The organism is Rhodococcus sp. AH-ZY2 (assembly GCF_030916465.1).
Lineage (GTDB): Bacteria > Actinomycetota > Actinomycetes > Mycobacteriales > Mycobacteriaceae > Rhodococcus > Rhodococcus ruber.
Genome location: NZ_CP126458.1, coordinates 2836380 through 2862896, shown reverse-complemented (window position 1 = coordinate 2862896; position 26517 = coordinate 2836380). Strand labels below are relative to the sequence as shown.

General features: G+C 72.0%; 26 protein-coding genes. 19 read left to right on the top strand and 7 right to left on the bottom strand.

Annotated features, from left to right (window positions below; translation table 11 throughout):
* Positions 1 to 36 precede the first annotated feature (36 nt).
* Genes QNA09_RS14180 through QNA09_RS14155 form a run of 6 tightly spaced genes read left to right on the top strand, consistent with a single transcriptional unit; the run spans position 37 to position 4568 of the window.
* The gene (locus QNA09_RS14180; RefSeq protein ID WP_010596607.1) at positions 37 to 864 is read left to right on the top strand and encodes an NUDIX domain-containing protein; all 828 of its coding nucleotides are present in this window, start codon (positions 37 to 39) and stop codon (positions 862 to 864) included.
* A gap of 10 nt (positions 865 to 874) precedes the next feature.
* The gene (locus tag QNA09_RS14175) at positions 875 to 1654 is read left to right on the top strand and encodes an enoyl-CoA hydratase/isomerase family protein (protein WP_119699869.1); all 780 of its coding nucleotides are present in this window, start codon (positions 875 to 877) and stop codon (positions 1652 to 1654) included.
* Between the two features lie 53 nt (positions 1655 to 1707).
* On the top strand, positions 1708 to 2679 hold the full coding sequence (locus QNA09_RS14170) for a class I SAM-dependent methyltransferase (RefSeq protein ID WP_119700317.1): 972 nt from the start codon (positions 1708 to 1710) through the stop codon (positions 2677 to 2679).
* A 1-nt stretch (position 2680) separates the two neighbouring features.
* Positions 2681 to 3838, top strand: coding sequence for a class I SAM-dependent methyltransferase (locus QNA09_RS14165; RefSeq protein ID WP_119699868.1), 1158 nt, complete (start codon positions 2681 to 2683; stop codon positions 3836 to 3838).
* A 56-nt stretch (positions 3839 to 3894) separates the two neighbouring features.
* Positions 3895 to 4191 carry a helix-turn-helix transcriptional regulator gene (locus tag QNA09_RS14160; RefSeq protein WP_017680832.1) on the top strand — a complete coding sequence of 99 codons (297 nt, stop codon included), beginning with the start codon at positions 3895 to 3897 and terminating at the stop codon, positions 4189 to 4191.
* Positions 4188 to 4568 (top strand): VOC family protein, encoded by a 381-nt coding sequence (locus tag QNA09_RS14155; protein ID WP_010596602.1) that lies wholly within the window; start codon positions 4188 to 4190, stop codon positions 4566 to 4568. Before QNA09_RS14160 ends, QNA09_RS14155 begins: the two co-directional genes overlap by 4 nt.
* A gap of 28 nt (positions 4569 to 4596) precedes the next feature.
* On the opposite strand, the gene QNA09_RS14150 is transcribed toward QNA09_RS14155, so the two are convergent.
* On the bottom strand, positions 4597 to 5898 hold the full coding sequence (locus tag QNA09_RS14150) for a PQQ-binding-like beta-propeller repeat protein (protein WP_010596601.1): 1302 nt from the start codon (positions 5896 to 5898) through the stop codon (positions 4597 to 4599).
* A 97-nt stretch (positions 5899 to 5995) separates the two neighbouring features.
* On the opposite strand from QNA09_RS14150, the gene QNA09_RS14145 reads away from it, so the two are divergent.
* Positions 5996 to 6757 (top strand): acyltransferase, encoded by a 762-nt coding sequence (locus tag QNA09_RS14145; RefSeq protein WP_010596600.1) that lies wholly within the window; start codon positions 5996 to 5998, stop codon positions 6755 to 6757.
* A 14-nt stretch (positions 6758 to 6771) separates the two neighbouring features.
* Positions 6772 to 8262 (top strand): amidase, encoded by a 1491-nt coding sequence (locus QNA09_RS14140; RefSeq protein ID WP_040275056.1) that lies wholly within the window; start codon positions 6772 to 6774, stop codon positions 8260 to 8262.
* 12 nt (positions 8263 to 8274) lie between these two features.
* Here QNA09_RS14140 and QNA09_RS14135 read toward each other — a convergent pair whose 3' ends face one another.
* The 3 genes from QNA09_RS14135 to QNA09_RS14125 are packed head-to-tail and all read right to left on the bottom strand — an operon-like array spanning position 8275 to position 11842.
* Positions 8275 to 9519 carry a glycosyltransferase family 4 protein gene (locus tag QNA09_RS14135; RefSeq protein ID WP_119699867.1) on the bottom strand — a complete coding sequence of 415 codons (1245 nt, stop codon included), beginning with the start codon at positions 9517 to 9519 and terminating at the stop codon, positions 8275 to 8277.
* Entirely contained in the window at positions 9516 to 11066 is a 1551-nt protein-coding gene (locus QNA09_RS14130; protein WP_119699866.1) for a glycoside hydrolase family 57 protein, read from the bottom strand. The genes QNA09_RS14135 and QNA09_RS14130 overlap by 4 nt, the downstream gene beginning before the upstream one ends.
* On the bottom strand, positions 11063 to 11842 hold the full coding sequence (locus tag QNA09_RS14125) for a bifunctional 2-polyprenyl-6-hydroxyphenol methylase/3-demethylubiquinol 3-O-methyltransferase UbiG (protein WP_228287200.1): 780 nt from the start codon (positions 11840 to 11842) through the stop codon (positions 11063 to 11065). The genes QNA09_RS14130 and QNA09_RS14125 overlap by 4 nt, the downstream gene beginning before the upstream one ends.
* 230 nt (positions 11843 to 12072) lie before the next feature.
* On the opposite strand from QNA09_RS14125, the gene QNA09_RS14120 reads away from it, so the two are divergent.
* The 9 genes from QNA09_RS14120 to QNA09_RS14080 all read left to right on the top strand — a co-directional run bounded on the left by QNA09_RS14120 (position 12073) and on the right by QNA09_RS14080 (position 21853).
* Positions 12073 to 12858: an electron transfer flavoprotein subunit beta/FixA family protein gene (locus tag QNA09_RS14120; RefSeq protein WP_010596595.1), complete on the top strand. Its 786-nt coding sequence runs from the start codon at positions 12073 to 12075 to the stop codon at positions 12856 to 12858.
* A 46-nt stretch (positions 12859 to 12904) separates the two neighbouring features.
* Complete coding sequence (locus tag QNA09_RS14115) at positions 12905 to 13861, top strand: electron transfer flavoprotein subunit alpha/FixB family protein (RefSeq protein ID WP_010596594.1); 957 nt, start codon at positions 12905 to 12907, stop codon at positions 13859 to 13861.
* A 137-nt stretch (positions 13862 to 13998) separates the two neighbouring features.
* Positions 13999 to 14838 carry a GNAT family N-acetyltransferase gene (locus QNA09_RS14110; protein WP_010596593.1) on the top strand — a complete coding sequence of 280 codons (840 nt, stop codon included), beginning with the start codon at positions 13999 to 14001 and terminating at the stop codon, positions 14836 to 14838.
* Between the two features lie 19 nt (positions 14839 to 14857).
* Positions 14858 to 15736: a 1-acyl-sn-glycerol-3-phosphate acyltransferase gene (locus QNA09_RS14105; RefSeq protein ID WP_026137781.1), complete on the top strand. Its 879-nt coding sequence runs from the start codon at positions 14858 to 14860 to the stop codon at positions 15734 to 15736.
* 42 nt (positions 15737 to 15778) lie between these two features.
* Entirely contained in the window at positions 15779 to 17005 is a 1227-nt protein-coding gene (locus QNA09_RS14100; RefSeq protein ID WP_010596591.1) for a cysteine desulfurase family protein, read from the top strand.
* Between the two features lie 5 nt (positions 17006 to 17010).
* Positions 17011 to 18102, top strand: a complete 1092-nt coding sequence (gene mnmA, locus QNA09_RS14095) for a tRNA 2-thiouridine(34) synthase MnmA (RefSeq protein ID WP_119699864.1) — start codon at positions 17011 to 17013, stop codon at positions 18100 to 18102.
* Positions 18099 to 19151: a methionine synthase gene (locus QNA09_RS14090; protein WP_119699863.1), complete on the top strand. Its 1053-nt coding sequence runs from the start codon at positions 18099 to 18101 to the stop codon at positions 19149 to 19151. Before mnmA ends, QNA09_RS14090 begins: the two co-directional genes overlap by 4 nt.
* Positions 19152 to 19161: 10 nt before the next feature.
* Complete coding sequence (ligA, locus tag QNA09_RS14085; protein WP_026137779.1) at positions 19162 to 21285, top strand: NAD-dependent DNA ligase LigA; 2124 nt, start codon at positions 19162 to 19164, stop codon at positions 21283 to 21285.
* Positions 21286 to 21364: 79 nt separating this feature from the next.
* Positions 21365 to 21853: a GNAT family N-acetyltransferase gene (locus QNA09_RS14080; protein WP_010596586.1), complete on the top strand. Its 489-nt coding sequence runs from the start codon at positions 21365 to 21367 to the stop codon at positions 21851 to 21853.
* Positions 21854 to 21862: 9 nt separating this feature from the next.
* Here QNA09_RS14080 and QNA09_RS14075 read toward each other — a convergent pair whose 3' ends face one another.
* On the bottom strand, positions 21863 to 22513 hold the full coding sequence (locus QNA09_RS14075) for an amino acid-binding protein (protein ID WP_010596585.1): 651 nt from the start codon (positions 22511 to 22513) through the stop codon (positions 21863 to 21865).
* Between the two features lie 290 nt (positions 22514 to 22803).
* On the opposite strand from QNA09_RS14075, the gene gatC reads away from it, so the two are divergent.
* Together gatC and gatA are read left to right on the top strand one after the other, a co-directional pair.
* Complete coding sequence (gatC, locus tag QNA09_RS14070; RefSeq protein ID WP_003936975.1) at positions 22804 to 23103, top strand: Asp-tRNA(Asn)/Glu-tRNA(Gln) amidotransferase subunit GatC; 300 nt, start codon at positions 22804 to 22806, stop codon at positions 23101 to 23103.
* The gene (gene gatA / locus QNA09_RS14065) at positions 23100 to 24575 is read left to right on the top strand and encodes an Asp-tRNA(Asn)/Glu-tRNA(Gln) amidotransferase subunit GatA (RefSeq protein ID WP_017680823.1); all 1476 of its coding nucleotides are present in this window, start codon (positions 23100 to 23102) and stop codon (positions 24573 to 24575) included. Before gatC ends, gatA begins: the two co-directional genes overlap by 4 nt.
* 28 nt (positions 24576 to 24603) lie before the next feature.
* Here the strand turns inward: gatA and QNA09_RS14060 are convergent, their stop codons facing one another.
* Together QNA09_RS14060 and QNA09_RS14055 are read right to left on the bottom strand one after the other, a co-directional pair.
* On the bottom strand, positions 24604 to 25929 hold the full coding sequence (locus QNA09_RS14060; protein ID WP_010596582.1) for an alpha/beta-hydrolase family protein: 1326 nt from the start codon (positions 25927 to 25929) through the stop codon (positions 24604 to 24606).
* Positions 25914 to 26492 carry a hypothetical protein gene (locus tag QNA09_RS14055; protein ID WP_225222834.1) on the bottom strand — a complete coding sequence of 193 codons (579 nt, stop codon included), beginning with the start codon at positions 26490 to 26492 and terminating at the stop codon, positions 25914 to 25916. Before QNA09_RS14055 ends, QNA09_RS14060 begins: the two co-directional genes overlap by 16 nt.
* Between the last annotated feature and the right edge of the window lie 25 nt (positions 26493 to 26517).

Sequence of the window (26517 nt, the reverse complement as noted above, 5' to 3'; positions counted from 1 at the left end):
TGAGTCGTGGGTCACGTCATGCCGTAACTTGTGCGTATGGCTATCGAACGTTCGGGAGAACTCGCGGCGGCGGTGCCGCTCAAGGATGCCTCGACGGTGATCCTCGTCCGGGACGGCGACCGTGGCGTCGAGGTGTTCCTGCTGCAGCGCGTGCGCGGCATGGCGTTCGCGGGCGGGATGACGGTGTTCCCCGGAGGCGGCGTCGATCCGTCGGACAGCGCTGCAGCGGTGGCGTGGGCCGGCCCGCCCGTGCAGTGGTGGTCGGAGCGGTTCGGCACATCCGAGAACCTGGCGCAGGCGCTCGTTCTCGCGGCGGTGCGCGAGACGTTCGAGGAGTGCGGTGTCCTTCTCGCCGGGCCGACGCCGGACACCGTGGTGGCGGACACGACCGCGTTCGCTCCGGCACGCAGGCAGCTCGAGGCCCGGGAGTTCACCTTCGGTGAGTTCCTCGAGCGCGAGGGTCTGGTGCTGCGGGCGGACCTGCTGCGGCCGTGGTCGAACTGGATCACGCCGGTCGGGGAGGGCCGTCGTTACGACACCAGGTTCTTCGTGGCGGCGGCCCCGGAGGGGCAGATTGCCGACGGTGACACGAGCGAGGCCGACGCGGTGCGGTGGCAGACTCCACAGGAGGCGATCGCGCACTGGCAGGAGGGTGGAAGTGTGCTGCTGCCCCCGACCTGGAGCCAGTTGACGGCATTGTCGCGGTTCGGTTCGGTCGCGGAGATCCTCGCTGCGGAGCCGCAGATCACGCCGATTCTGCCGACCCTGATCACGGGAGACGAGGAGCTTCGGGTGGAGTTCCCCGAGCAGGACGGCTACTACGAGGCGGGGCCGCATCCGTGGGCCGCCCGGGGTGCCAACTAGCCTGTGCCTCATGGCTGAATTCGTGACGCTCGAGGTCTCCGACGGTATCGGCACCATCCGGCTCGACCGGCCGCCGATGAACGCACTCAACCGGCAGGTTCAGGAGGAGATCCGGGCCGCTGCTCGCGAGGCGACCGTGAACTCCGACGTCAAGGCCGTGATCGTCTACGGCGGGGAGAAGGTGTTCGCTGCCGGCGCGGACATCAAGGAGATGGCGGAGCTGAGCTACGTGCAGATGAGCGAGATCATCGCGGACCTGCAGTCGGCGCTCGGGTCGGTGGCGGACATCCCGAAGCCCACGGTCGCTGCGATCACCGGCTATGCGCTGGGCGGCGGTCTCGAGCTCGCGCTGGGTGCGGATCGGCGGATCGCCGGCGACAACGCGAAGGTCGGAGTGCCGGAGATCCTGCTCGGCATCATCCCGGGCGGCGGCGGAACCCAGCGCCTGGCTCGCCTGATCGGCCCGTCGAAGGCCAAGGATCTCGTGTTCACGGGCCGTTTCGTCGCGGCAGACGAGGCTCTGCAGATGGGGCTGGTCGACGAGGTCGTCGCCCCGGACGAGGTATATGCCGCGGCGCGCACGTGGGCATCGCAGTTCCCCCGGGGCGCCACCCGCGCGCTGGCGGCGGCGAAGGCAGCGATCGATCAGGGTCTCGATACCGACCTGGACACGGGCCTGAAGATCGAGCAGCACGTCTTCGCGGGCCTGTTCGCCACGAAGGACCGCACGATCGGCATGGAGTCGTTCGTGGCCAACGGTCCGGGAAAGGCGGAGTTCGTGGGGGAGTAGGCACCCCGGAACTGGAACTTGTTCACAGCTTACCGATGGGTAGGATGCCCTTCATGACTGCAAGCAGGACCGACGGGGTCGACCCCGCGCCGAACCCGCACGCCACTGCCGAGGAGGTTGCGGCCGCCCTTCAGGACACCAAGCTCGCGCAGGTGCTCTACCACGACTGGGAGGCCGAGACCTACGACGAGAAGTGGTCGATCTCCTACGACGAGCGCTGCATCGACTACGCGAGGGGCCGTTTCGATGCGGCCGCGGGCGAGCAGCCCCTCCCGTACGGGCGGGCCCTCGAACTCGGTTGCGGCACCGGTTTCTTCCTGCTGAACCTCATGCAGGCCGGAGTCGCGCGGACCGGCTCGGTCACCGACCTGTCGCCCGGCATGGTCAAGGTGGCGCTGCGCAACGCCGAACATCTCGGTCTCGAGGTGGACGGCCGGGTGGCCGACGCCGAGACGATCCCGTACGACGACGACACCTTCGACCTCGTCGTCGGGCACGCGGTGCTGCACCACATCCCGGACGTCGAGCAGTCGTTGCGCGAAGTGCTGCGGGTGCTGAAGCCGGGTGGCCGGTTCGTGTTCGCCGGTGAGCCCAGCACGGTCGGAAACTTCTACGCGCGCTGGCTCGGCCGGCTCACGTGGGAGGCCACCACCACCGTCACCAAGCTGCCGTTCCTGCGGGACTGGCGGCGGCCGCAGGCCGAACTCGACGAATCCTCGCGCGCCGCGGCGCTCGAGGCGGTCGTCGATCTGCACACCTTCGACCCGTCGGACCTGGAACGGATGGCGGCCTCGGCCGGCGCGGTGCAGGTGAAGGCCAGCAGCGAGGAGTTCGCGGCCGCGCTGCTGGGCTGGCCGGTCCGCACCTTCGAGGCCGCGGTGCCCGCGGAGAAGCTGGGCTGGGGCTGGGCGCGCTTCGCGTTCGGTGGGTGGCGGACGCTCAGCTGGGTGGACGAGAAGGTCCTCCGGCACGTCGTCCCGCGCAGCTTCTTCTACAACGTCATGATCACCGGCGTGAAGCCGTAGGGTGGGTTACGCGTTCACCCTCGCCGACGTCGCGTACCTGCGTTCGGCGCAGGGGGCGGCCGATCTCGCGGAGGTGGCCGCCCGGGAGCTGTCCACGCGCACGCGCCTGGTCGACATCGGCTGGGCGCGTACGCGTTTCGGCGACCGGGCCGCTCCGCTGATCGAGACGGTGCTGGTGCGCCGCAAGGCGGTCGCGAAGCTGCCCGCCGCGGGCGGTTGGCTGTCGACCGACGACGCTCTGCAACAGGCGACGCCGGCGCCCGTCGCCGCGCACCGGGCACGCCGGCTCTCCGGTCGGCGGGTCCACGACGTGACGTGCTCGATCGGGGCGGAACTCGCGGCCCTGACCGGGGTCGCCGAGATGGTGGTCGGCAGCGACCTCGACCCGGTTCGTCTCGCGATGGCCGAGCACAACGTTCCCGGAGTGGCGCTGGTCCGTGCCGACGCGCTGCGGCCGGTCACCCGTGGTACCACCGTGATCGCCGATCCGGCCCGTCGTTCCGAGGGCCGGCGCACCCACGATCCGGCAGCACTGATGCCGCCACTGCCCGACCTGCTCGACGCCTATGCCGGGCGCGACCTGGCCGTCAAGTGTGCCCCGGGGCTGGATTTCGATGCGCTGGACTGGCCGGGGGAGGTCGAGGTCGTCTCGCTCGACGGGGGTGTCCGTGAGGCGTGCCTGTACTCCCCGGGTCTCGCGGCGCCGGGTGTGCGGCGACGGGCGAGCGTGTTGCGTTCGGACGGTGCCGGGTTCGAGATCACCGACGCGCAGCCGGACGAGCTGCCCGAGCGGGAACCGGGGGAGTGGATCGTCGATCCGGACGGGGCGATCGTGCGTGCGGGACTGGTGCGGCACTACGCGGCGGCACACGGTCTGTGGCAACTCGATCCGCGCATCGCGTATCTCACCGGCGACGCACTCCCCGCGGGACTGCGTGGATTTCGCATCCTCGACCGGTTGAAGTACTCGGAAAAGTCTCTGCGGCAAACCCTTTCGTCGATGGGCTGCGGGGTGGCGGAGATCCTCGTTCGGGGGGTCGACGTCGATCCGGCGGTGCTCCGGCCGCGGCTCAAGCTCCGCGGTTCGCGGTCGCTGAGCGTCGTGCTGACGCGGATCGGCCGCACCCCGACGGCATTCGTCTGCGAGCCCAGTCGCTGAGCGTGCCGGGCCCGATCCCGTGCGACCATTGATATGCAAGCAAACACTTGCGTATCATGGGTGGTGTGGTCGACGTCTTCAAAGCGCTGGCGGATCCGACCCGCCGGGCCATCCTCGACGAGCTCGTCGAGCGGGACGGCCAGACGCTGTTCGAGCTGTGCACCCGGCTGATCTCGCGGCACGGCCTGGGTTCGTCCCGGCAGGCGATCTCGCAGCACCTGGCAATCCTCGAGGAGGCCGGTCTGGTCCGGACCCGCCGCGAGGGGCGGTCGAAGTTCCACCACGTGGACGTTGCACCACTGCACGGCCTCGCCGACCGATGGACGGTCGCGCAGCGAAAGGAGTCGCAGTGAAGGTCACCCTCACCAGTGTGTTGGTCGACGACCAGGACAAGGCGCTCGCCTTCTACACCGAAGTCCTGGGCTTCGTGAAGAAGACCGAGGTCCCCCTGGGCGAGGCGCGGTGGCTCACCGTCGTCTCGCCGCAGCAACCGGACGGGCCGGAGGTGGTGCTCGAACCCGACGGGCATCCCGCCGTCCGCCCCTTCAAGGAGGCCCTCGTCGCCGACGGCATCCCGTTCACCTCGTTCGCGGTCGACGACGTGCACGCCGAGTACGAGCGGCTGCGCGGCCTCGGGGTGCGGTTCACCCAGGAGCCCCTCGAGATGGGCGGTGTCACCACCGCCGTATTCGACGACACCTGCGGCAATCTCATCCAGATCGCCGGCTGACCCGAATCGCCGCGCGCGGCGATTCGGGTCAGCGGAGCACGTACACCTCGCCCGGCAGGGTCGTCGTGACGAACTCACCGGACGGCCCGACCGCGGTGCCGACCGAGAAGCCGGCCGCGCCGGGCAGGGTTTCCGCGTCGAGCGTCTCCCCGCTCGCGGCGTCGAACACGAGCGCGGCCAACCCGTCGTCGGCGCGGGCCACCGTGTACCCGAGGCCGTCGGCGGTCAGGGCCGGCACCCCCAACTGGCGCACGTCGTCGCGGCGCCACACGATTTCGGCGGCCTCGCCGGTGTCGCGCAGCGCGACCAGGTCCCCGGTCCGGCCCCCCGGCGCGAGGACCAGCAGTCCCTCGGCGGACACCGCGGGGCCGGCGGAGGCCACGTACCCGAGGCCGTGACTCCACCGGGGTGCCCCGGTCCCGGCGTCGAGTGCCCACAGGGCCCCCTCGCCGTCGTGCACGTACACCGTTGCGCCGTCCGCGGACAGCACGGGACTGGTGGCCGCGCCGCCCGGCAGTTCCGTCTGCGACCATTCCTCGACCACGCGCGCATCGTCGCCGCCGGTGTAGCGCATCGACACGACGGCGGCCCGATCGGCGCCGGGCCGCCACAGGGTCACCAGAATCCGGCCGGTACCGAGATCGACCGCCGGGGTGGTGGCCACCGGGCAGTCCTCCGATCCGCCGAAGCAGGCGACCAGACCGTGGTCGTTCGGCAATCGAGGCACGTTCGTCCCGTCCGTCGCCGCGGGCGTGGGCACGAGGTCGAAGATCGGCGCCGCGTGCTTGCCGGTCTGTGGGTCGAGAACGTTGACCTGCCCGAAATGTGTGACGAACAACAGGTTTCCGTCACCGGTGAACTGTGCGGTTCCCGGCGTGCCGCTCACCGGAATGCGCCAGCGCCGCTGGCCGTGCTCGTTGAACGACACCATCGCGCCCTCTTCGCCGACGTAGATGTTGGCCATACCGTCGACGGCGGGAGTCACCCCGGCGACCCCCGGCGCAAGGCGGGTGCACCACCGCTTGCGGCCGGTGTCGATCTGGAACGAGACGAGGTTGCAGCCCACGGTGGTCGCGCCCGTGACGAAGATCTGCCCGTTGGCGGCGACGCTCGCAGGGGAGGTGACGGCGCCGCCGAGCGGGCGCGACCACGCGGGCGCGACGTCGCGCAGCCCGTCGGCCTGCGCGGTGCTGCTGTTGCGGGCGTCGGCGTACCGCCCCGGCCACGCCCCGGCGGCGAAGACGTCGACCGGGCCGCTGCTGCTGCCGCATCCGGTCAGCACCAATGCCGCCGAGGTCGTCAGCATCACCGTCCGCAGGGCAGCCCGCATCACTCATCTCCTCGCCGTGGCTCGAATGACCCGATGTGCCACACTATCGGGCCGGGTGGCGCACTCCGCGCACGAGGCGGACCGTACGCTGGCAACCATGACGAGCATGTGGGGCGCACCGTTGCGCACGAGGTGGCGCGGTTCCCGGCGGCGGGACCCGGACCAGGCCCGATTCCTCACCGTCGCCTCGCTGCGATGGGTGCTGGCGCACAAGGCGTACACGCCGTGGTACCTGGTGCGATACTACCGTCTGGCCAAGTTCAGGCTCGCGAACCCGCACGTCGTCCTGCGGGGCATGGTGTTCCTCGGCAAGAACGTCGAGATCCACTCCACCCCGGAGCTGTCCAGGCTCGAGATCGGGCGGTGGGTGCACATCGGCGACGGCAACGCCATCCGCTGCCACGAGGGGTCGCTCCGCATCGGAGACAAGGTGGTCTTCGGCAAGGACAACGTCGTCAACACCTACCTCGACATCGAGATCGGCGCCTCGACGCTCGTCGCCGACTGGTGTTACATCTGCGACTTCGACCATCGCACCGAGGACATCACCTATCCGATCAAGGACCAGGGGATCGTCAAGGGCCCGGTGCGGATCGGACCCGACACCTGGATCGCGACGAAGGTCACGGTACTGCGCGGCACCCGCACCGGACGCGGCTGCGTCCTCGGTGCGCACGCGGTGGTCAAGGGCGACATCCCGGACTACAGCATCGCGGTCGGAGCGCCGGCCAAGGTGGTCAGGAACCGTCGCACGGACTGGGAGTCCGGGGCCGCCGACCGCGCCGCCTACGTCGCCGCGCTCGAGGACATCGCGCGCAAGAAGGCCGGCCGCGAACCGGCAGCGGAACCCGGATCCTGATCAGGGGTCCTGCGATGGACTACGCCGACTACCGCCACTACGACGCCGTGGGGCTCGCCGAGCTCGTCGCCGGTCGTGAGGTCACGCCACGCGAACTGCTCGACGCGGCCCTCGCCCGCCTCGAGGCAGTGGAACCGACGCTGAACACCGTCGTACGCCGGCTCGACGAGCAGGCGCGCCGCCGGGCCGACGAGCCGCTCGAGGGCCCGTTCGCGGGTGTTCCGTTCCTGGTCAAGGATCTGCTCCAGGACATCGCCGGGTTACCGACCGGCAGTGGGAGCCGGTCCCTGGCGACCCTGCCCGCCGCGCGCAACGCGGTGGTGGTCGATCGTTGGCTGAGTGCGGGACTCGTCGTGTTCGGTAAGACGAACACCCCGGAGTTCGGGACGAAGGGGGTCACCGAGCCCGTGGCGAACGGCCCGACCCGTAATCCGTGGAATCCCGCGCACACCCCGGGTGGGTCCTCCGGCGGATCGGCGGCGGCAGTCGCCGCCGGCGTGGTCCCGGCGGCCGGCGCGAACGACGGTGGCGGCTCGATCCGCATCCCTGCTGCCTGTTGCGGTCTGGTCGGCCTGAAGCCGGGCCGGGGCCTGGTGCCGAGCGGTCCCGCGGTGGACGAGGACCGGCACGGGGCGGTCAGCAACGGAGTCGTCACCCGGACGGTGCGCGACGCGGCGGTCATGCTCGACGTGCTGGCCGGCGCCGACCCGAACGGACCCTATCTCCCGGCGGTATCGCCGGAGTCGTATGCCTCCGCGGCGAGCGTCCCCCCGCGGGCGCTGCGCATCGGATTCGCGACGGAGTCCCCGATCGGCACGGGGGTCGATCCGGAGGCCGTCGCGGCGGTCGAAGACGCCGCGACGCTGCTCGACGAGCTGGGCCACGTCGTCGAGCCCGCCGCGACGGGAATCGACGAGCGACGGCTGTCCACCGACTGGCTGACGATGTGGTTCGCCTGGCTCGCCGCCGACGTCCGGCAGGCGCGCCGGAGCACCGGGTGTGGGCCCGAGGCGTTCGAGCCGGACACGCGGTTCCTCGCCGCGCTCGGCGACTCCGTCCGGCCGTCGGACTATCTTGCGTCGCTGCGCCGGTGGAACGGGTACACGCAGCAGCTCGGCGCGTTCCACGAGCGGTACGACCTGCTGCTCACTCCGACCCTGGCGTATCCGCCGGCGCGCGTGGGGGAACTGGCCACACCGCCCGCGCTGCAGCGCGCCGCGCGCCTGATCGTGACGGCTCGGCTCGGCCGTGCGGCGCGGTGGGCGGGGTTGATGGACCGCATCGTCGACGAGAACCTGGCCCGGACGCCGTACACCCAGCTCGCGAACATCACCGGGCGCCCGGCGATTTCGGTGCCACTGCACTGGACCGCGGCGGGATTGCCGCTGGGCGTGCAGTTTCTCGGGCCCTTGGGCTCGGAGGGACTGCTGCTCTCGCTCGCGGGTCAGCTCGAACAGGCCCGCCCCTGGGCGCACCGCGAACCCCCGCTGCTGCCGGCCCGGTGAGACGGGCCGGCGCTACCGGTCGGGGAGGGGGCGCTGGGGAATCGTCGGCCGTGAAAGCAGTTGGCGCACACGTCGTTTCGCTTCCGCGTACACCTGGGCGGTCTCGGCGGCCACCAACCGCCAGTCGAAGTCCTCCGTGAGACGCTCGCGCGCCGCCCGCGCCCGCATCTGGGCGGCCGCGGGATCGTCGAGGGTCCGCCGGACCGCCGATGCCAGCCCGGCGACGTCACCGGGGGCGAACGCGAGTCCGGTCTCGCCGTCGACCACCGCCTCCCCGAGGCCGCCCGCGGTCGATGCGACGAGCGGTGTCCCGGCGGCCGCGGCCTCGAGCGCGATGATCCCGAACGGCTCGTAGCGACTCGGCAGCACGATCGCGTCGGCGCGGTGCAGCCGGCCGAGCAACTCGGTGCGGTCGAGGTTGCCGACGAACGTCACCGACCGCGCGACGCGGTGCACACGCGCCTGCTCGCGCAGCCACTCGAACTGGGTGCCCTCCCCGGCGACGACGAGCGTGGTTCCGGGGTGCGTGCGCCGGATCCGGGGCAGGGCGGCGATCGCATCCTGGACCCCCTTCTCGTACTCGAGCCGGCCGACGAACAGCAGTTGCGGCGGCCCGGAGCGCGGCGCCCGCTCCCGGTAGGACCAGGCGGTGACGTCGATTCCGTTGCGGATCACCGTCGCCGGCGGCAGCTCCGGTCCGTAGAGCGCGACGACCTCCTCGTTCATCGAGGCCGAACACGTGATGAGCCGATCGGACTCGTTGGCGAGCCACCATTCGATCGAGTGCACCTGCCGGTTCATGCGGCTCGACAGCCAGCCGCTGTGCCGGCCCGCTTCGCTCGCGTGCAGGGTGGACACGAGCGGCACGTCGAAGTACTCGGCGAGCGCCACGGCCGGGTGTGCGACGAGCCAGTCGTGCGCGTGCACCACATCCGGGTACCAGCCGTCGCCGATTCCGCCCTTGGTCAGATTCAGGCCCGCCCGCACCATGGCATGGCCCATCGCAAGCGTCCAGGGCAGCATGTCCTCGCCGAACTCGAAGTGCGGCGGATCCTCGGCGACGGCCACGACGAGCACCCCCTCGGCGATGTGGCCGATCGTGGGATGGGTACCGGCATCCGTGCCGGACGGCCGGCGCGAGAGCACGACCACCTCGTGCCCGGCGGCGGCGAGTTCGGTGGCGAGGTGGTGCACGTGCCGGCCCAGGCCGCCCACGACGACCGGCGGGTACTCCCAGGAGACGATCAGTACCTTCACGACGGGGCTCCCATCCGATCGGGCAGGCGGCGGGCATCGAGCCCGGGAAACAGATTGTCCGCTCGGTTCCAGCCGGCGGCCAGCCGCGCCGCCGTCTCGTCGCGGCCGGCGGCGACCGCCGCGGCGATCTCCCGCAACGCGTGGGCATGCTTGTGGGCCCGGTCCCGCGCGTAGCCGGCGGCGGTGTCCTTGCTGACCATGAACGCCCAGTCGCTCGACACCGTCAGCAGCGCCTCGCGCAGCATCTGGTCGTGGACCCGGTTGCGCAGCGTGAGGCCCCGGGACCCGGCGCGGACCTTGTCGAGGGTGTCGAGGGTGGTGCGCACGACCTCCTCGTCAAGCTGGACGAGATCGCGTACCTGCTCGCCGGCCCACACCCGCCAGTCCTTCCCGGATCCCCAGGAGCTGTCGGGCAGTTCGACGGGGGCGCCCACGTACCCGCGGTCGCGTGCGTCGGCCAGGGTGCCCACCTCGATGCCCGCCGCCGGCAGTGCCCGCAGCAGTCGTTCCAGGAACAGGGGGCCCTCGTGCCACCAGTGGCCGAACAGTTCGGTGTCGAACGCGGCAACCACCAGGGCGTCGCGCCCGAGGCGCTCGGACTCGCGGCGCAGTCGCCGGCGGATCGTGTCGACGAAGTCGGCCACGTGCCGGTCGACGGCCGCGGACGCCAGGTCGGGGTCGTAGGGTGCCTTGTCCTGGGGGGCGACGGTCCGCCCGGTGACCCGGGCGGGCTTGAGCCCGGTGTCGTGGCAGTAGGTGTGGAAGTCGCGGTAGGCGGCATGGCCCGGATAACCGGACTTCGGCGACCACACCCGGTAGGACACCTGCAGGTCCCGGCCGAAGGCGACGACGTCGGAGTCCCACACGGTCCGCCCGAGAGACGTGTCACCGCGCAGCGCGGGACCGTCCACCATGAAGTGCCCGACCCCGGCGGCGGCGTATCCGGTCTCCATGCCGGGGGTGAAGGCGCACTCGGGAGCCCAGATTCCCGGCGGCGTGTGCGCCCAGCGTGCGTGCGCGTCGGCCAGGCCCTCGACGAGGGAGAATGCCCGCAGCCGAGGGTCGAGCAGCGGCTGGAACGGGTGGGCCAGAGGCCCGCCGAGCAACTCGACCGCGTCGGCGTCGAGGAGTTCGCGGAACACCGGCGATCCGCCGTGGCGCCAACGGGTTTCGAACTGTTCGAGGGCGGCGGTCGCCTGCCGGTGCTCACGGGCCCCGAGCGCGCGGTAGGACGGCTCCCGCATGCCCGCGGCCTCGTGGGCCCGCAACTGCCAGTTGCCCAGCCAGTGGTGCATGCCGGTCAGGCAGTGTGGATCGTCGAGCTGCGCGGCCAGCACGGGTGTCACCCCGAGGGTGACCAGGTGTGTGCGGCCCTCGGCGGCGAGCCGGCGCAGAACATCGGTCACCGGGAGATACGTTGCGGCCCAAGACTGGTAGAGCCATTCCTCGCCGACCGGCCAGCGACCGTGGTGGGCGAGCCACGGCAGGTGCGAGTGCAGCACGAGCGCGAACAGTCCCGGTTCCCGCCGGGGGGCGGGAGTGGTCACCGCGCCGGATCCTTCACCGCGATCGCGACGAGATCGAGACTGGCGTCGATGTTCTCGGGCGCGAGAAGGAAGTCGTCGACTGTCACCGCGGCGACGTCCGCGGTCAGGTCCGCGGGCCAGGGCTCGCCGGCGAGAGCGCGCTCGATCTGGGCGTCGATGAAGGAGCCGCCGTGCTTGGCGTCGAGGGCGCGCAGCACGGGCCCGTGGTGCACCCCGGTGGTGAGCGCGACGCGGAAGCCGGCTCCCTCGAGGAGTTCGTTGAGTTCGGCGGCGTTCAGTTCCCGGGTGTGGAACGGGTTGAGCGGGGTGTCGCGGCCGGGGGAGAACGTGATGCGGTTGGGGGTGCTGATGAGCAGTTCGCCGCCGTCCCGGAGCACCCGGTGGCATTCGCGCAGGAACCCGGACTGGTCCCACAGGTGCTCGATGACCTGGAAGTTGACCACGACGTCCACGGACGCGTCGGCGAGCGGCAGCTCGACGAGGTTGGCGTGCCGCATGTCCACGCGCGGGTACCGGGCACGCACGTGCGCGACGGCACTCTCGTCGTAGTCGAGCCCGACGACGGCGGTCGCGACATCCGCGATCATGTCGGCGCCGTAGCCCTCGCCGGCGCCCGCCTCGAGCACGGTGCGGCCCGCACACCGGGGGAGCAGGTCGCGGTAGACCACCTCGTGGCGGCGGAACCAGTAGTTCTCCTCCGCGATGCCGGGAACGGTGCGTTCACCGGTGAGGGGCAGTCGAGGGGCGTCGCCGGCGGGGACGGTGGATTCGCTCACCGCCCAGACATTAGCCCCACCTTTGTCGACCTCGTCGTCGGTGGTCCAGATCACAGCCGTGCGGCTCCCTTCGTGTGGTTATGGTGAACGAGGTTCCCATCCAAGTTACCAGCGGGTAACTTAGCGTAAGGTAATCTATCGCACACCCCCGTGCGAAGCACGAGAGCTCGGTCAAGGCGTTGCGCCTCGCCGATCCAAGGAAGTCATACACAGGAGGTCGACGTAGACCCATGACGAACATCGTCGTTTTGATCAAGCAGGTCCCCGACACGTGGTCCGAGCGCAAGCTCAGCGACGGCGACTTCACGCTCGATCGCGAGGCCGCCGACGCGGTGCTCGACGAGATCAACGAGCGCGCCGTCGAGGAAGCCCTGCTCATCAAGGAGCGCGACGGCGGGGAGGTCACCGTGCTCACCGCCGGTCCGGACCGCGCCACCGACGCGATCCGCAAGGCGCTGTCCATGGGTGCCGACAAGGCAATCCACCTCAACGACCCGGCCATCCACGGCTCGGACTCGATCCAGACCGCGTACGCGCTCGCGGCGGCTCTCGGCCAGATCGAGGGCGTCGACCTGGTCATCGCCGGCAACGAGGCCACCGACGGCCGGATGGGTGCCGTGCCGGCGATCATCGCCGAGTACCTCGGCCTGCCGCAGCTGACCCACATGCGCAAGCTCAACGTCGCCGACGGCAAGGTCAGCGGCGAGCGCGAGACCGACGAGGGTGTCTTCACCCTCGAGGCCACGCTCCCGGCCATCGTCTCGGTCACCGAGAAGATCAACGAGCCCCGCTTCCCGTCCTTCAAGGGCATCATGGCTGCGAAGAAGAAGGAAGTTCAGGCCCTCACTCTCGCCGACATCGGGCTCGATCCCGAGATCTTCGGCGTGTCCAACGCCGGCAGCACCGTCACCGGTGTCAGCCCGAAGCCCCCGCGTACCGCTGGTGAGCGCGTCGCGGACGAGGGTGACGGCGGCAGCAAGATCGCCGCGTACCTCGTCGGCCAGAAGATCATCTGATCGCACCCACGCGACACAGCAGACATACCAAGGGAGAGAAAGAGCAATGGCAGAAGTACTCGTGCTCGTCGAGCACGCCGAGGGTGCGCTGAAGAAGGTCAGCACCGAGCTGATCACCGCCGCCCGTGCACTGGGTGAGCCCGCCGCGGTCGTGACCGGCCCGGCCGGCACCGCCGACAAGCTGCAGGACGCGCTCGCTGCCGCCGGCGCCGCCAAGGTCTACGCCGCCGAGTCCGACGACATCGACGGCTACCTGGTGACCCCGAAGGTCGACGTGCTGGCCTCGCTCGTGGAGTCCGCCAGCCCCGCCGCGGTGATCACCGCCGCCAGCGTCGAGGGCAAGGAGGTGTCGGGCCGCCTCGCCGCACGCATCGGTTCCGGCCTGCTCTGCGACGTCATCGACGTCAAGTCCGACGGTTCGGCCGTGCACTCGATCTTCGGTGGCGCGTACACCGTCGACGCCAAGGCCAACGGTGAGGTGCCGGTCGTCTCCGTGCGCCCCGGTGCCGTCGAGGCCCAGCCGCAGGCCGGTGCCGCCGAGCGGGTGGACGTCGAGGTTCCGGCGCAGGAGGAGAACGCGGTCAAGGTCACCGCGCGCAACCCGATCGTGGGTGGCGACCGTCCGGAGCTGACCGAGGCGTCGATCGTCGTCTCCGGCGGCCGCGGCGTCGGCAGCGCCGACAAGTTCACCGTCGTCGAGGAGCTTGCCGACTCGCTCGGTGCGGCCGTCGGTGCCTCCCGCGCCGCCGTCGACTCCGGCTACTACCCGGGCCAGTTCCAGGTCGGTCAGACCGGCAAGACCGTCTCGCCGCAGCTGTACGTGGCGCTGGGCATCTCCGGCGCCATCCAGCACCGGGCCGGCATGCAGACGTCGAAGACGATCGTCGCGGTCAACAAGGACGAAGAGGCCCCGATCTTCGAGATCGCGGACTACGGCGTCGTGGGCGATCTGTTCAACGTCGCTCCGCAGCTGACCGAGGAGATCAAGAAGCACAAGGGCTGATTCCCGAGGTCCTGCCACGGCCCCGCACCCGTCCGGGTGCGGGGCCGCGTGCGTGCCGGGGCATGTTCACCGGACGTGCACGGAGGCGACACCGTGCCGCCCCTGCCGCGACGTACCGGCTCGATACACATTGCGCCATGACCACTTTGCTGGCGCCGGCCCGGGACCCGCGGCCGGAGGCGATGCTGTCGGGGCCGCGCTATTCCCTTCTCGTGTCCGCCGACCGGGAACACCGCGAGGCCGCCCAGCGGCTGCGTTACCGGGTCTTCGCCGCAGAACCCGGGTTCCGTCTTCCCGCAGGCATGGCGCCGGGCATCGACGCCGACCGTTTCGACGAGTACTGCGACCACCTGCTGGTGCGCGAGAACCACACCGGCGCGGTGGTGGGCTGCTACCGGATGCTGCCGCCGGACGCCGCCCGCGCCGCCGGGGGCTACTACACCGCCACCGAATTCGACCTCACCGCCCTCGATCCCGACGGTCTGCGGGCGGTGGAGATGGGACGCGCCTGCGTCGACCCCGCCCACCGTTCCGGCTCGGTCCTGTCGCTGATGTGGGCCGGGATCCTGCGCTACCTGCAACTCACCGGGCACAACTGGGTGATGGGGTGCGTGTCGGTGCCGATACGCACCCACCCCGCCGACGTGCCCGGCGCCAACGTACGGGCGGTGCGCGACGTGCTGCTGGCCCGGCACGCGGTCGAAGCGGACCGGCGGGTGCTCCCCCGGAAACCCGTCGTCGTCGACGGCCGCGCCCTCGAGGACATCCCCCCGCCCGCCCGGCCGGTGCTGCCGCCGCTGCTGCGCGGATATCTGCGGCTCGGTGCCCGCATCTGTGGCGAGCCCGCCCACGACCCCGACTTCGGCGTGGCCGACTTCGTGGCGCTGCAGAGCCTCGCCGGTGCCGACGCGCGCTACCTCGACCGGCTGCGGACCGCCGCCGAGAACGCCGAGGCGGCCGCGGGAGCACGGGCGTGAACGCCGCCGGAGGGCGGCCGTGAACACGCGCGCCCACGCCTGGATGCCGGCCAGTCCCTGCGGCGCGGGCTGCCTCCCGGCCGATGCGGGACGCGTGAATTTCGTCACGGCCGCGGGCCGATGGATGCTCGTCGTGGCGGTGCTGACGACCGCCCCGTTCCTGACGGCCGGCCGGCTCCTGCCCCGCCCCGGGCGCCTCGCCGCCCAGCGGGCGTTCGCCCACGTGCTGCTGCGGTGTGCCGGGCTGCGGCTGACGGTGACCGACCTGCGGGGCCGGGACGAGGAGGGCGGGGGCGTGCTCGTCGTCGCCCCGCACGTGTCCTGGACCGACGTGCTCGTCCTCACCGCCGTCGCGCCCGCGGGGTTCGTCGCCCGCAGCGACCTGCTGGAGTGGGGACTGCTCGGCGCGCTGGCCCGGCGGATGCGGGTCATTCCCATCGCGCGCGAACGCCTGCGCGAGCTACCCGTCGTGGTCGCACGAATCCGCGACCGACTCGCGGCGGGGGAGACGGTCGCGGCGTTCCCGGAGGGCACCACGTGGTGCGGCAGGGCGTACGGCGGATTCCGTCCGGCGCTGTTCCAGGCCGCGATCGACGCCCAGCGCCCGGTGCAACCGGTCGGGCTCCGGTACGCCGACGCCGCCGGGACGATCGCCACCAGCCCGGCGTTCGTCGGCGACGAGACGATCGGCGCCTCGTTGCGGCGGCTGCTGCGGCACCGGGGCGTCGTGGTGGAAGTGGTGCTCGCCCCGCTCGAGCGGCCCGGCTCCGATCGCCGCGACCTCGCCGCGCGGTGCGAACGGTCCGTGCGGCGGAACGACGACGGAGCCGAACTCGCCAGGCTCGGCCGCGCCGTCCACGACACCGCCGGCCGGGAGGAACTCCGGGCCGGACGGTGAGGGCGGCGGGCGCGGAGCCCGACCCGCTATCCTGGTCCGGTCATGACCTCGAACCCCGCCGGAGCCTCCGGCACCTCGAAGACCGTCTACCTCGATCACGCCGCGACCACGCCGATGCTGCCCGCGGCCGTGTCGGCGATGACGGAGGTCTTCGCGACGGTCGGCAACGCGTCCTCCCTGCACGGGTCGGGACGCGCGGCGCGCCGCCGCGTCGAGGAGGCCCGGGAGTCCGTCGCCGCGGACCTCGGCGCCCGTCCCTCGGAGGTCGTCTTCACCTCGGGGGGCACGGAGGGCGACAACCTCGCGGTCAAGGGCATCTACTGGGCGCGCCGCGACGCCGATCCGCGCCGTCGCCGGGTGATCGCGAGCGCCGTCGAGCATCACGCGGTGCTCGATGCCGTCGAATGGCTCGTCGCCCACGAGGATGCCGAGGTCACCTGGCTGCCCGTCGAGGCCGACGGGCGGGTCGAGCCGGATGCGCTGCGCCGGGCCCTGGCGGAGCACTCCGACGAGACGGCCCTCGTGTCGGTGATGTGGGCCAACAACGAGGTGGGCACCGTGATGCCCGTCGCCGAACTCGCCGCCGTCGCCGCCGAGTACGGGGTGCCGATGCACAGCGACGCCGTGCAGGCGGTGGGTCATCTGCCGGTGGACTTCGCCGCGAGCGGGCTCGCCGCCATGACGATCGCCGCGCACAAGTTCGGTGGTCCCCAAGGGGTCGGTGCCCTGCTGCTGGGCCGCCAGGTGCCGTGCGTGCCGCTGACGCACGGCGGAGGGCACGAGCGCGACGTCCGGTCGGGAACGCACGACACGGCCGGGATCGCCGGCATGGCCGCGGCGCTGCGCGAGGCGACGGCCCAACTCGGCGAACGCGCCGCCGTCCTCACGGCGCTGCGTGACGAGCTGATCGCCGGCGTGACGGGCGTGGTACCGGACGCGATCCTCAACGGCCCGCGCGGTGCGGACCGCCTGCCCGGCAACGCACACTTCACCTTCCCCGGCTGCGAGGGCGATTCGCTGCTCATGCTGCTGGATGCGGCCGGGATCGAGTGCTCGACCGGTTCGGCCTGCACCGCCGGCGTGGCCAGGCCCAGCCACGTGCTCGTCGCGATGGGTGCGGACCCCCGCACGGCCCGTGGGTCGTTGCGATTCTCGTTGGGCCACACGTCGACTCGCGCCGACGTGGAGGCCGTCGTGGCGGCGCTGCCGCAGGTGGTGGGACGGGCGCGGGCCGCCGGACTGGCCGGCGCCGGTAGTCGAGAGAGGTGACATCGATGAGGGTGCTCGCGGCAATGAGCGGTGGCGTGGACTCGGCGGTGGCCGCGGCCCGCGCGGTCGATGCCGGCCACGACGTCGTCGGCGTGCACCTGGCGCTGTCCACGGCGCCGGGGACGCTGCGGACCGGGTCGCGGGGCTGCTGCTCGAAGGAGGATGCGGGCGATGCCCGCCGGGCCGCCGACGTGCTCGGAATCCCGTTCTACGTCTGGGATTTCGCCGACCGGTTCAAGGAAGAGGTCATCGACGACTTCGTCGAGTCCTACGCCGCCGGCCACACCCCGAATCCGTGCCTGCGCTGCAACGAGAAGATCAAGTTCGCGGCCCTCGCCGACCGAGCCGTGGCACTCGGCTTCGACGCGGTCGCCACCGGCCACTATGCCCGGCTCGAGGACGGCGTCCTGCGACGCGCGGTCGACGCCGGCAAGGACCAGTCGTACGTGCTCGGCGTGCTGACGGCGGATCAGCTCGCGCGTGCGATGTTCCCAGTCGGGGACACCCCCAAGGAACGGATCCGCGCCGAAGCGGCCGAGCGGGGTCTCGCGGTGGCGGACAAGCCCGACAGCCACGACATCTGCTTCATCCCCTCCGGTGACACCCGCGCCTTCCTCGGCGCTCGCATCGGGGTCCGTCCCGGCCGGGTCGTCGACGCACGGTCCGGCGCAGTGCTCGCCGAACACGAAGGGGTGCACGGTTTCACGGTCGGGCAGCGCAAGGGGCTGGGCATCGCCGGCCCGGGCGCGGACGGCCGCCCCCGCTACGTCACCGCGATCGAGCCGGACACCGGCACCGTGAAGGTGGGCTCCGCGGAGGATCTGAAGGTGTGGACGATCCGCGCCGAGCGCGCGGTGTGGTCCAGTGGCACCGCGCCGGCCGGACCGCTCGAGTGCGTCGTGCAGGTGCGCGCCCACGGCGGTGTCGCGGCGGCCGTCGCCGAGACCGTCGGCACCGGTCTCGAGGTGACCCTGCGCGAACCCCTCACCGGCGTGGCCACCGGACAGGCCGTGGTGCTGTACCGGCCGGACGTGGCCGGCGACGTCGTCCTCGGCAGCGGCACCATCGCCGGCACCGGTACGGCGACGACCCGGTGAGCGCGGAATCCTGGTCCGGTGTCGCTACCGGCATCGGCTCGTGGCCCGGCGTCGACGCCCGGGAGTCGGCGGCGACCGTGCTCGGCGAGCTCGAGGCGCTGCCGCACCTGGTCGAGCTGCCGGCCCGGGGCCTCGGGGCCGATCTCGTCGGCCGTACCGGCGCGCTGCTGGTCGACCTGCATCTCGACACGTCCACCACCGGATATCGGCTCGGCGGTCGTCGCGGCGTGGTCGCGGCCCGCGCCGGCGATCTGCTGCGCCGAGACCTTGATGTACTCGAAGAAGCTTGGGAGACAGCGGGACTCGGACCGGGTCGGACTCTGAAGGTGCAGGCGGCCGGACCCTTCACCCTCGCCGCGCACACCGAGCTGGCCGGCGGCCGGCGCGTGCTCACCGACGCCGGTGCCGTGCGTGACCTCGCCGAGTCCCTCGGCGAGGGGCTGGCGCGGCACGCCGCGGAACTGACCCGTCGCCTCGGCGCCGACGTGGTGGTCCAGCTGGACGAGCCCGCGCTGCCCGCCGTCCTGGCCGGGACCCTGACCGGGCGCACGTCCCTCGAGTCGGTGCCCGCGCTCCCCGAGCCGGAGGCGCAGCACCTCCTCGAGACCGCACTGGCGGCGATCGGCCGGCCCGTCGCGGTGCACTGCTGCGCCCCGGGCGTGCCGACGGGGATGCTGCGTCGCAGCGGTGTCGACGCCGTCGCGCTCGACGTCGCGCAGCTCACCGCCGCCGACCTCGACGGAGTCGGTGAGCTGATCGACGCCGGAACGACCCTCCTGCTCGGGCTGGTCCCCTCCACCGCGCCCGACGCCGCCGTCCCCACCTGGCGTGAGCTCGCCGGCCCCGCGACCGCGCTGATCGATCGGCTGGGCTTTCCCCGTGCCACCTTGCGTTCGGTCGGGGTCACCCCGCGTTGCGGCCTGGCCGGCGCCGATCCCGCGTGGGCGCGCCGGGCACTGCGCCTCGCCCGCGACATCGCCGCCGCGTTCACGGACGATCCCGACTCGCTCGGGTCCGCAGCGGCCGGGAACGTCGTATCGCTCGACTAGTCTTTCCGGCGTGAGTGAATCGACGGACGCGCCCACCCAAGCTCCGCCCGACGTGCGTGAGCGCTGGCAGCAACTCGCGGAGGAGGTGCGCGAGCACCAGTTCCGTTACTACGTGCGCGATGCGCCGATCATCTCCGACGGTGCCTTCGACCAGTTGCTCGGCGCGCTGAAGCAGCTCGAGGACGACTACCCGGACCTGCGCGTCCCCGATTCCCCCACCCAGCTCGTCGGGGGCGGCTTCGCCACCGACTTCACCGCCGTCGACCACCTCGAACGGATGCTCAGCCTCGACAACGTCTTCACCGAGGACGAGTTGCGGGCCTGGGTCTCCCGCGTGGAAGCCGAGACCGGCCCGGACCTGCACTACCTCTGCGAGGTGAAGATCGACGGCGTCGCGCTGAGCCTGGTGTACGAGGACGGCCGGCTGCGCCGGGCCGCCACCCGCGGCGACGGCCGCACCGGCGAGGAGGTCACGCTCAACGCTCTCACGATCGACGACATCCCCGAAAGACTCACCGCGACCGAGGAATTCCCGATTCCCCGCGTGCTCGAGGTGCGGGGCGAAGTGTACTTCCGGCTCGAGGACTTCCACGCGCTCAACGCCGCCCTCGTCGCCGAGGGCAAGGCCCCGTTCGCCAATCCGCGCAACACGGCGGCCGGATCGCTGCGGCAGAAGAACCCTGCGGTGACCGCGCGACGGCGCCTCGGGATGATCTGCCACGGGCTCGGCCACGTCGAGGGATTCGAGCCGGTGTCGCTGTCGCAGTCCTACGCCGCCCTCGCCGCCTGGGGGCTGCCCGTCTCCGGGCACACCGCCCGTGTCGTCGGCGTCGACGAGGTCCTCACCCGGATGCGGTACTGGGGTGAACACCGCCACGACGTCGAACACGAGATCGACGGGCTCGTGGTCAAGATCGACGAGGTGTCCCTGCAGCGGCGGCTCGGCAGCACCTCGCGCGCGCCCCGGTGGGCGATCGCCTACAAGTACCCGCCGGAGGAGGTGACCACGAAGTTGCTCGACATCCGCGTCAGCGTCGGCCGCACCGGCCGGGTCACCCCGTTCGCCTACATGGAACCGGTCACGGTCGCCGGATCGACCGTCTCCCTCGCCACGTTGCACAACGCGTCGGAGGTCGCACGCAAGGGGGTGCTGATCGGCGACACCGTGGTGCTCCGCAAGGCCGGTGACGTCATCCCCGAGGTGCTCGGACCGGTCGTGGACCTGCGTGACGGCACCGAACGCGAGTTCGTCATGCCCGCCGAATGCCCCGAGTGCGGGACACCGCTCGCCCCCGCCAAGGAGGGCGACGTGGACCTGCGCTGCCCCAACCAGCGGTACTGCCCGGCGCAGCTGCGCGAGCGGGTCTTCCACGTCGCGGGCCGCGGCGCGTTCGACATCGAGGCGCTCGGGTACGAGGCGGCCACCGCGCTGCTCGAGGCCGGGGTCATCGCCGACGAGGGCGACCTGTTCGACCTGACCGCCGACGACCTGCTGCGCACCTCGCTCTTCCGCACGAAGGCAGGGGCACTGTCCGCCAACGGCGCCCGCCTGCTCGCGAATCTTCGCGCGGCCAAGGACAAGCCGCTGTGGCGGGTGCTGGTCGCGCTGTCGATCCGGCACGTCGGCCCGACCGCCGCGCGGGCACTGGCCACCGAGTTCGGCAGCCTCGACCGGATCCGGGAGGCGTCCGTCGACGAGCTCGCCGCAGTGGAGGGGGTCGGACCGACCATCGCAGCGGCGCTGGGCGAATGGTTCGCGGTCGACTGGCACGTCGCGATCGTCGAGAAGTGGCGCGCGGCCGGGGTGCGCATGCTCGACGAGCGCGACGAATCCGTCGAACGCACACTCGAGGGTCTGTCGATCGTCGTCACCGGCTCGCTCGAGGGGTTCTCACGGGATCAGGCCAAGGAGGCGATCCTGCTCCGCGGTGGCAAGGCGGCCGGCTCGGTGTCGAAGAAGACCGCGTTCGTCGTCGTCGGGGACGCGCCGGGAACGAAGGCCGACAAGGCGGCCGAGCTGGGCGTCCCTGTCCTCGACGAGGAGGGGTTCCGCCGCCTGCTCGAGCTCGGCCCGGCCGGCGTCTCGGGTGGCACGGACGCGATCGAGGAGGAGTTCGGCGAGCTCGAGAGCTGACCGGCGGCCGGTGCCGGTGTGACGAGGATCGCGCGGGAACCGTTTGGGCGGAGGGGGTGGGCACTGCGATAGTCCTCGAGTGATCGAGATCAGACGCGTGAGCCCGGACGAGTACGACGCCGTCGGCGCCCTCACCGTCGACGTGTACGTCGGCGGCGGATTCGTCGAGCCCGACGACCCGTACGCCGAGCGTCTGCGCGACACCGCCACCCGCGACGAACACGCCGAGGTGGTGATCGCACTGGCCGACGGCGAGATCGTCGGGTCGGTGACGCTGGCCGAACCGGCATCACGCTTCGCGAACATCGCCGAGAAGGGCGAACTCGAGTTCCGGATGCTGGCCGTCGCGGCGTCGGCACGCGGGCGCGGGGTCGGGTCGGCGCTGGTGCGGCACGTCCTCGACACCGCGTACGACCGCGGTGATCGCGCGGTGGTGCTGTCCACCCAGCCGGACATGGTCGAGGCGCGCCGCATCTACGACCGCAACGGATTCGTCCCGGTCACCGAGCGGGACTGGGCGCCGGTCCCCGGCGTGGAGCTGACCACCCTGGTGCGCGAACTGGTCTGAGCCGTCCGCTCAGCCGAGGACGGTGCCGATGATGCCGGCCAGGTAGCCGAGCCGGGCCACCTCGGACGGGCGGAACTCCGGGCCGCCGGGCCGGCCGAGCATCAGTACCCGCCCGTGGGTGCCCAGCGGCGCCGCCGCCAGGGTAGTGTTCATCGTCCGCCACAGGTCGGGCACCCACTCGCCCTCGTGGTCGAGCAGCATCGGCTTCTCGAGCGGCATCCACGGCACGTCCGCCGGCCGGGTCTCGGGGGCACCGGAACTGCCCACCACCCGGTACGCGCCGTGCGGGCCGGTGTCCACGACGGTCGCCCAGCCGACGCGCAGCACCCGGGGTGCACCGTCGACGAGCACCTGCAACCGGTCGTGGCGGGCGGTGGCGACCTGGTCGATCAGCTCGAGTTCGCGGTGGGTGTCGAGGATTCCCGCATAGGGCCGGATCGAGTCCACCGTGACGCCCTCGAGGCGTTCGGCGGCCGTGATGAGCGTGTCCGGCAGCGAACCGGCATCGACGTCGACGACGAGATCGTCGATCGCGAAGCCGGCACCGCGCTCGACGACGTCGAGCGAGAGGATGTCCGCACCGACCGACCCGAGCGCAACGGCGAGTGAGCCGAGGCTGCCGGGACGATCGGGAAGCTGGACGCGTAACAGGTACGACACGAGCGTCCTTTCCCGGTTCCGAAGTCACGGCCGAGGCGGGCGGCCGGCGACGGACACCATCTTTTCACTCCCGCACCCCCGCCGGACGCCGGTCCCGCACGGCGGCACCGAGGCGAGCCGGGAAACCGCCGGTCACGCGCGCGTTGTCACACGAACGACACAGGTGTTTCTCCGAACTGCAACACGGCGGGCGGCCGGCGACGGTCCGGGGAACCGGCGAAACCGTGCCGTTCGGCACGCACTACCCTGGACGGCACGTTCGTTTCTTCATCGGAAAGGGGTCACCGAAGGTGCCTGCCATCTCCCGTGACGAGGTCGCGCACCTCGCCCGGTTGTCCCGGCTCGCGCTGACCGACGCCGAACTCGACGAGTTCGCCGGCCAGCTGGATACGATCCTCAGCCACGTCAAGGCTGTGTCGGAGGTGGCCGCGGACGATGTGGCGCCGATGGCCAACCCGAACGCGGTGACCAACGTGACCCGCCCCGACGAGGTGCACCCGGGTCTGACTCCGGAACAGGCGCTCGCCGCTGCCCCGCTGGTCGAGGACGGCCGCTTCTCCGTCCCGCAGATCCTGGGGGAGGGCGAATGAGCACCGATCTCACCCGGCTGTCCGCGGCCGATCTCGCCGAACGCATCCACTCCGGCGACCTGTCGTCGGTCGAGGTGACTCGTGCGCACCTCGACCGCATCGCCGAGGTCGACGGCGAGTACCACGCGTTCCTGCACGTGGCGAGCGACCAGGCGCTGGCCGCGGCGGCCGAGGTGGACCGCGCGGTCGCGGCGGGGGAGAGCCCGGCCTCGCCGCTCGCCGGTGTCCCGATCGCCCTCAAGGACGTGTTCACCACGACCGACATGCCCACCACGTGTGCCTCGAAGATCCTCGAGGGCTGGATGTCGCCGTACGACGCGACCCTGACGACGAAGCTGCGGCAGGCGGGCATCCCGATCCTGGGCAAGACCAACATGGACGAATTCGCCATGGGCTCGTCCACCGAGAACTCGGCGTACGGACCCACCCGCAACCCGTGGGACACCACCCGTATCCCCGGTGGGTCCGGTGGCGGTTCGGCAGCCGCGCTGGCCTCCTATCAGGCACCGCTGGCCATCGGCACCGACACCGGCGGGTCGATCCGCCAGCCTGCCGCCGTCACCGCCACGGTCGGCACCAAGCCCACCTACGGCACGGTCTCCCGGTTCGGTCTCGTCGCCTGCGCCTCGTCGCTCGACCAGGGCGGCCCGTGCGGCCGCACCGTGCTCGACACGGCGTTGCTGCACGAGGTGATCGCCGGACACGACCCGCGCGACTCCACGTCGGTGGACGCACCCGTCCGGCCCGTCGTCGAGGCCGCCCGCCAGGGCGCGCAGGGCGACCTGAAGGGTCTGCGCATCGGGGTCGTCAAGGAACTGCACTCGGACAGCTACCAGCCGGGCGTGCTGGCGTCGTTCGACGCGGCCGTGGCCGAACTCACCGCGCTCGGCGCCGAGGTCGTCGAGGTCTCCTGCCCGCACTTCGAATACGCGCTCGCCTCGTACTACCTGATCCTGCCGTCCGAGGTCTCGTCCAACCTGGCCCGCTTCGACGCCATGCGCTACGGCCTGCGCGTCGACGACGGCACGATGAGCGCCGAGCAGGTCATGGCCGCCACCCGGGCCGCCGGGTTCGGCAAGGAGGTCAAGCGCCGCATCATGATCGGCACCTACGCGTTGTCCTCCGGCTACTACGAGGCCTACTACGGGCAGGCGCTCAAGGTCCGCACCCTCATCGCGCGGGACTTCGAGAAGGCGTACGAGCAGGTCGACGTCCTCGTCTCGCCGACCAGCCCGTTCACCCCGTGGAAGATCGGCGAGAAGGTCGACGACCCGCTGGCGATGTACCTGTCGGATCTGTGCACGCTCCCGACCAACCTCGCCGGACACTGCGCGATGTCCGTTCCGTCCGGGCTGTCCGCCGACGACGGGCTGCCCGTCGGTCTGCAGATCATGGCCCCGGCGCTCGCCGACGAACGGCTCTACCGCGTCGGCGCCGCGTTCGAGGCCGCCCGCGGCCCGATCGTCGCCTGAGCCCGGGTCCCCGGTGCGACTGCCGCCGTCAGGGGCGGTCGCACCGGGCCTGGTCCGGGCCGTAGCGGTGCCCGTGACCCGGGGGCGCGTCCAGCGCCACCGGCAGATCCAGCGTCGCCTGCACGAAGCTGACCACCGGCAGCCACCGCGGCACGGGCGCGTCGCGTCGCGCACGGGACAGATCGGGCGGTGACCACAGCAGCGAGGGGCGCCACCACACCACCGGATCCGACGTGTTCGCGGTGACGGCCGCCCCGTCCGTGCGCACCGCGCCCGCCGGTGGGCCGGCCCAGATCGCCGCGCACGGACCCGTCGCCGTCGACGCCAGGGCGGCGCTGCCCCCGACCGCGCCGAGGCTCTGCCCGTACACGTGCACCTGCGGACGCCGGACCGGGTCCAGGGCATCGATGCGGGAACGCACCGACGTGAGCAGGGCGCGGGCCGACTCCGCGGCCGCGTCCCGGTCGAACAGGAACGTCACCCAGCTGGGTGCGGACGAGTACTGCTGCGCGACGAGCGCGACGTCGCCGCCGAACAGCGCGGCGAACCCCCGCACCGCGCCGGGGTCGACCCACCCCGAACCGGTGGGCACCACCACTACGACGTGGGCGCGTGCGAACCCGCCCGCGCGCTCGAGCTCGCGGACGGCCAGCGCTGCGCGCGACCGGACGTCCGGGGCGGATCCGAGCCCCACGTACGTGCGGATCGCTCGAGCGTCGGCGCTCACGAAACGGCGGCCCTCGTCGCCCAGTGACTGCCATGCCACCAGCGACGACGGGCTCCCGGCCGCGGTGGCGGCGACGGGCGCCGTGTCCGGGTACGCCGGCCCGGCCCCGACGGGAGCAACCGCGACGACCGCTCCCAGCGTCACCGCGGCGGCCGTGGCGACGCCCGCGCGGACGTCCGCCCGCCGCCGCCACGCCTCCGGAACCCGGCCGAGCACCCGTGTCGCGCCGAGTATGCACGAGGAGCACACGCACACGACGATCCAGTGCCCCGTCCCCGTCGGGGGCCGCCCCATCGCGGCCCGCAACCCGTCCTGCCACTGCGCCGCCGCGAGAACCGTCCACCCCAGCGCGACGGCCGCGGCGAGCAGCGCCACCGCCCGCGCCACCGGGCGCGCGGATCCCGCGTTCCGCCGGCGGCACAGGCCGGCGGCTCCCGCCGCGGCTGCGGCGGCGCATCCCGAGACCGCGGCCTGCGCCAGGGCCGGACGGGGCAGCAGCGACGGCGCGAGCGAGACCCACACCGCCACCGTCACCGCCACGGTCGCCGCCACCCGCGGGCAGCGCCGTGCGAGGACGTCGAACCCCGCGCCGGGGGACGTCGCGCGCCCGCTCATCGGGGCGTCCATCGCGCCGCCGCAACCAGCGCCCACACCGCGGCCGCGTACGGAAGCGGTGACTCGGGGACCGGGGCCCCGTCGCCTTGCCGCCACGAATTCACCCGCACTGCAAACGAAGCCACAGTCGCAGTGACGCCGCACCAGTCGTCGCCGGGCGCCGTCGCGCGGCACGCCTCGTGCAGCTGCCGGCTCAGCCGGGCGTCCAGGCCGCGCCGCGCCTGCGGACCCGGTTCGTGTCCCGACGACCGCGCGTACCGCAACAGGTCGTATCCGAGATCGTGCTCCCGGCAGGGCGTTTCGAAGAAGTCCGGCAGGGGGACGGGGGAGGAGCAGCCGCCGAGCGGGTCCACCAGGATCCCGTCCTCGGTGACCGGTCGATAGTGCATCGCCGGCTCGAAGCCGTCCGGGAAGGCGTCGAGCGCCGCCCCGGTGTCGCCCTCGGACAGTGCCGCCACTGTCGCAATCACGGCGCCCGGATCCGGCTGCGCGGGCGGAGCGGGCTGTGCCCACGCGGTTCCCAGACACAGCGCTGCGGCCGTGCCCAGAAGTGCTGTCATCGGTGGTCTGCGCATGTGGCGGACGTTAGGGACGGCGGGG

Bases quoted from the DNA above. Each gene is read 5' to 3' on its own strand.
- QNA09_RS14110 (WP_010596593.1), top strand. From the start codon at position 13,999: ATGACCACTTTGCTGGCGCCGGCCCGGGACCCGCGGCCGGAGGCGATG.
- QNA09_RS14060 (WP_010596582.1), bottom strand. From the start codon at position 25,929: ATGGACGCCCCGATGAGCGGGCGCGCGACGTCCCCCGGCGCGGGGTTC.
- QNA09_RS14145 (WP_010596600.1), top strand. From the start codon at position 5,996: ATGACGAGCATGTGGGGCGCACCGTTGCGCACGAGGTGGCGCGGTTCC.
- QNA09_RS14100 (WP_010596591.1), top strand. From the start codon at position 15,779: ATGACCTCGAACCCCGCCGGAGCCTCCGGCACCTCGAAGACCGTCTAC.
- QNA09_RS14115 (WP_010596594.1), top strand. From the start codon at position 12,905: ATGGCAGAAGTACTCGTGCTCGTCGAGCACGCCGAGGGTGCGCTGAAG.
- QNA09_RS14180 (WP_010596607.1), top strand. From the start codon at position 37: ATGGCTATCGAACGTTCGGGAGAACTCGCGGCGGCGGTGCCGCTCAAG.
- gatA (WP_017680823.1), top strand. From the start codon at position 23,100: ATGAGCACCGATCTCACCCGGCTGTCCGCGGCCGATCTCGCCGAACGC.
- QNA09_RS14150 (WP_010596601.1), bottom strand. From the start codon at position 5,898: ATGCGGGCTGCCCTGCGGACGGTGATGCTGACGACCTCGGCGGCATTG.
- QNA09_RS14120 (WP_010596595.1), top strand. From the start codon at position 12,073: ATGACGAACATCGTCGTTTTGATCAAGCAGGTCCCCGACACGTGGTCC.
- QNA09_RS14160 (WP_017680832.1), top strand. From the start codon at position 3,895: ATGGGTGGTGTGGTCGACGTCTTCAAAGCGCTGGCGGATCCGACCCGC.
- QNA09_RS14140 (WP_040275056.1), top strand. From the start codon at position 6,772: ATGGACTACGCCGACTACCGCCACTACGACGCCGTGGGGCTCGCCGAG.
- QNA09_RS14175 (WP_119699869.1), top strand. From the start codon at position 875: ATGGCTGAATTCGTGACGCTCGAGGTCTCCGACGGTATCGGCACCATC.
- mnmA (WP_119699864.1), top strand. From the start codon at position 17,011: ATGAGGGTGCTCGCGGCAATGAGCGGTGGCGTGGACTCGGCGGTGGCC.
- QNA09_RS14055 (WP_225222834.1), bottom strand. From the start codon at position 26,492: ATGCGCAGACCACCGATGACAGCACTTCTGGGCACGGCCGCAGCGCTG.
- QNA09_RS14170 (WP_119700317.1), top strand. From the start codon at position 1,708: ATGACTGCAAGCAGGACCGACGGGGTCGACCCCGCGCCGAACCCGCAC.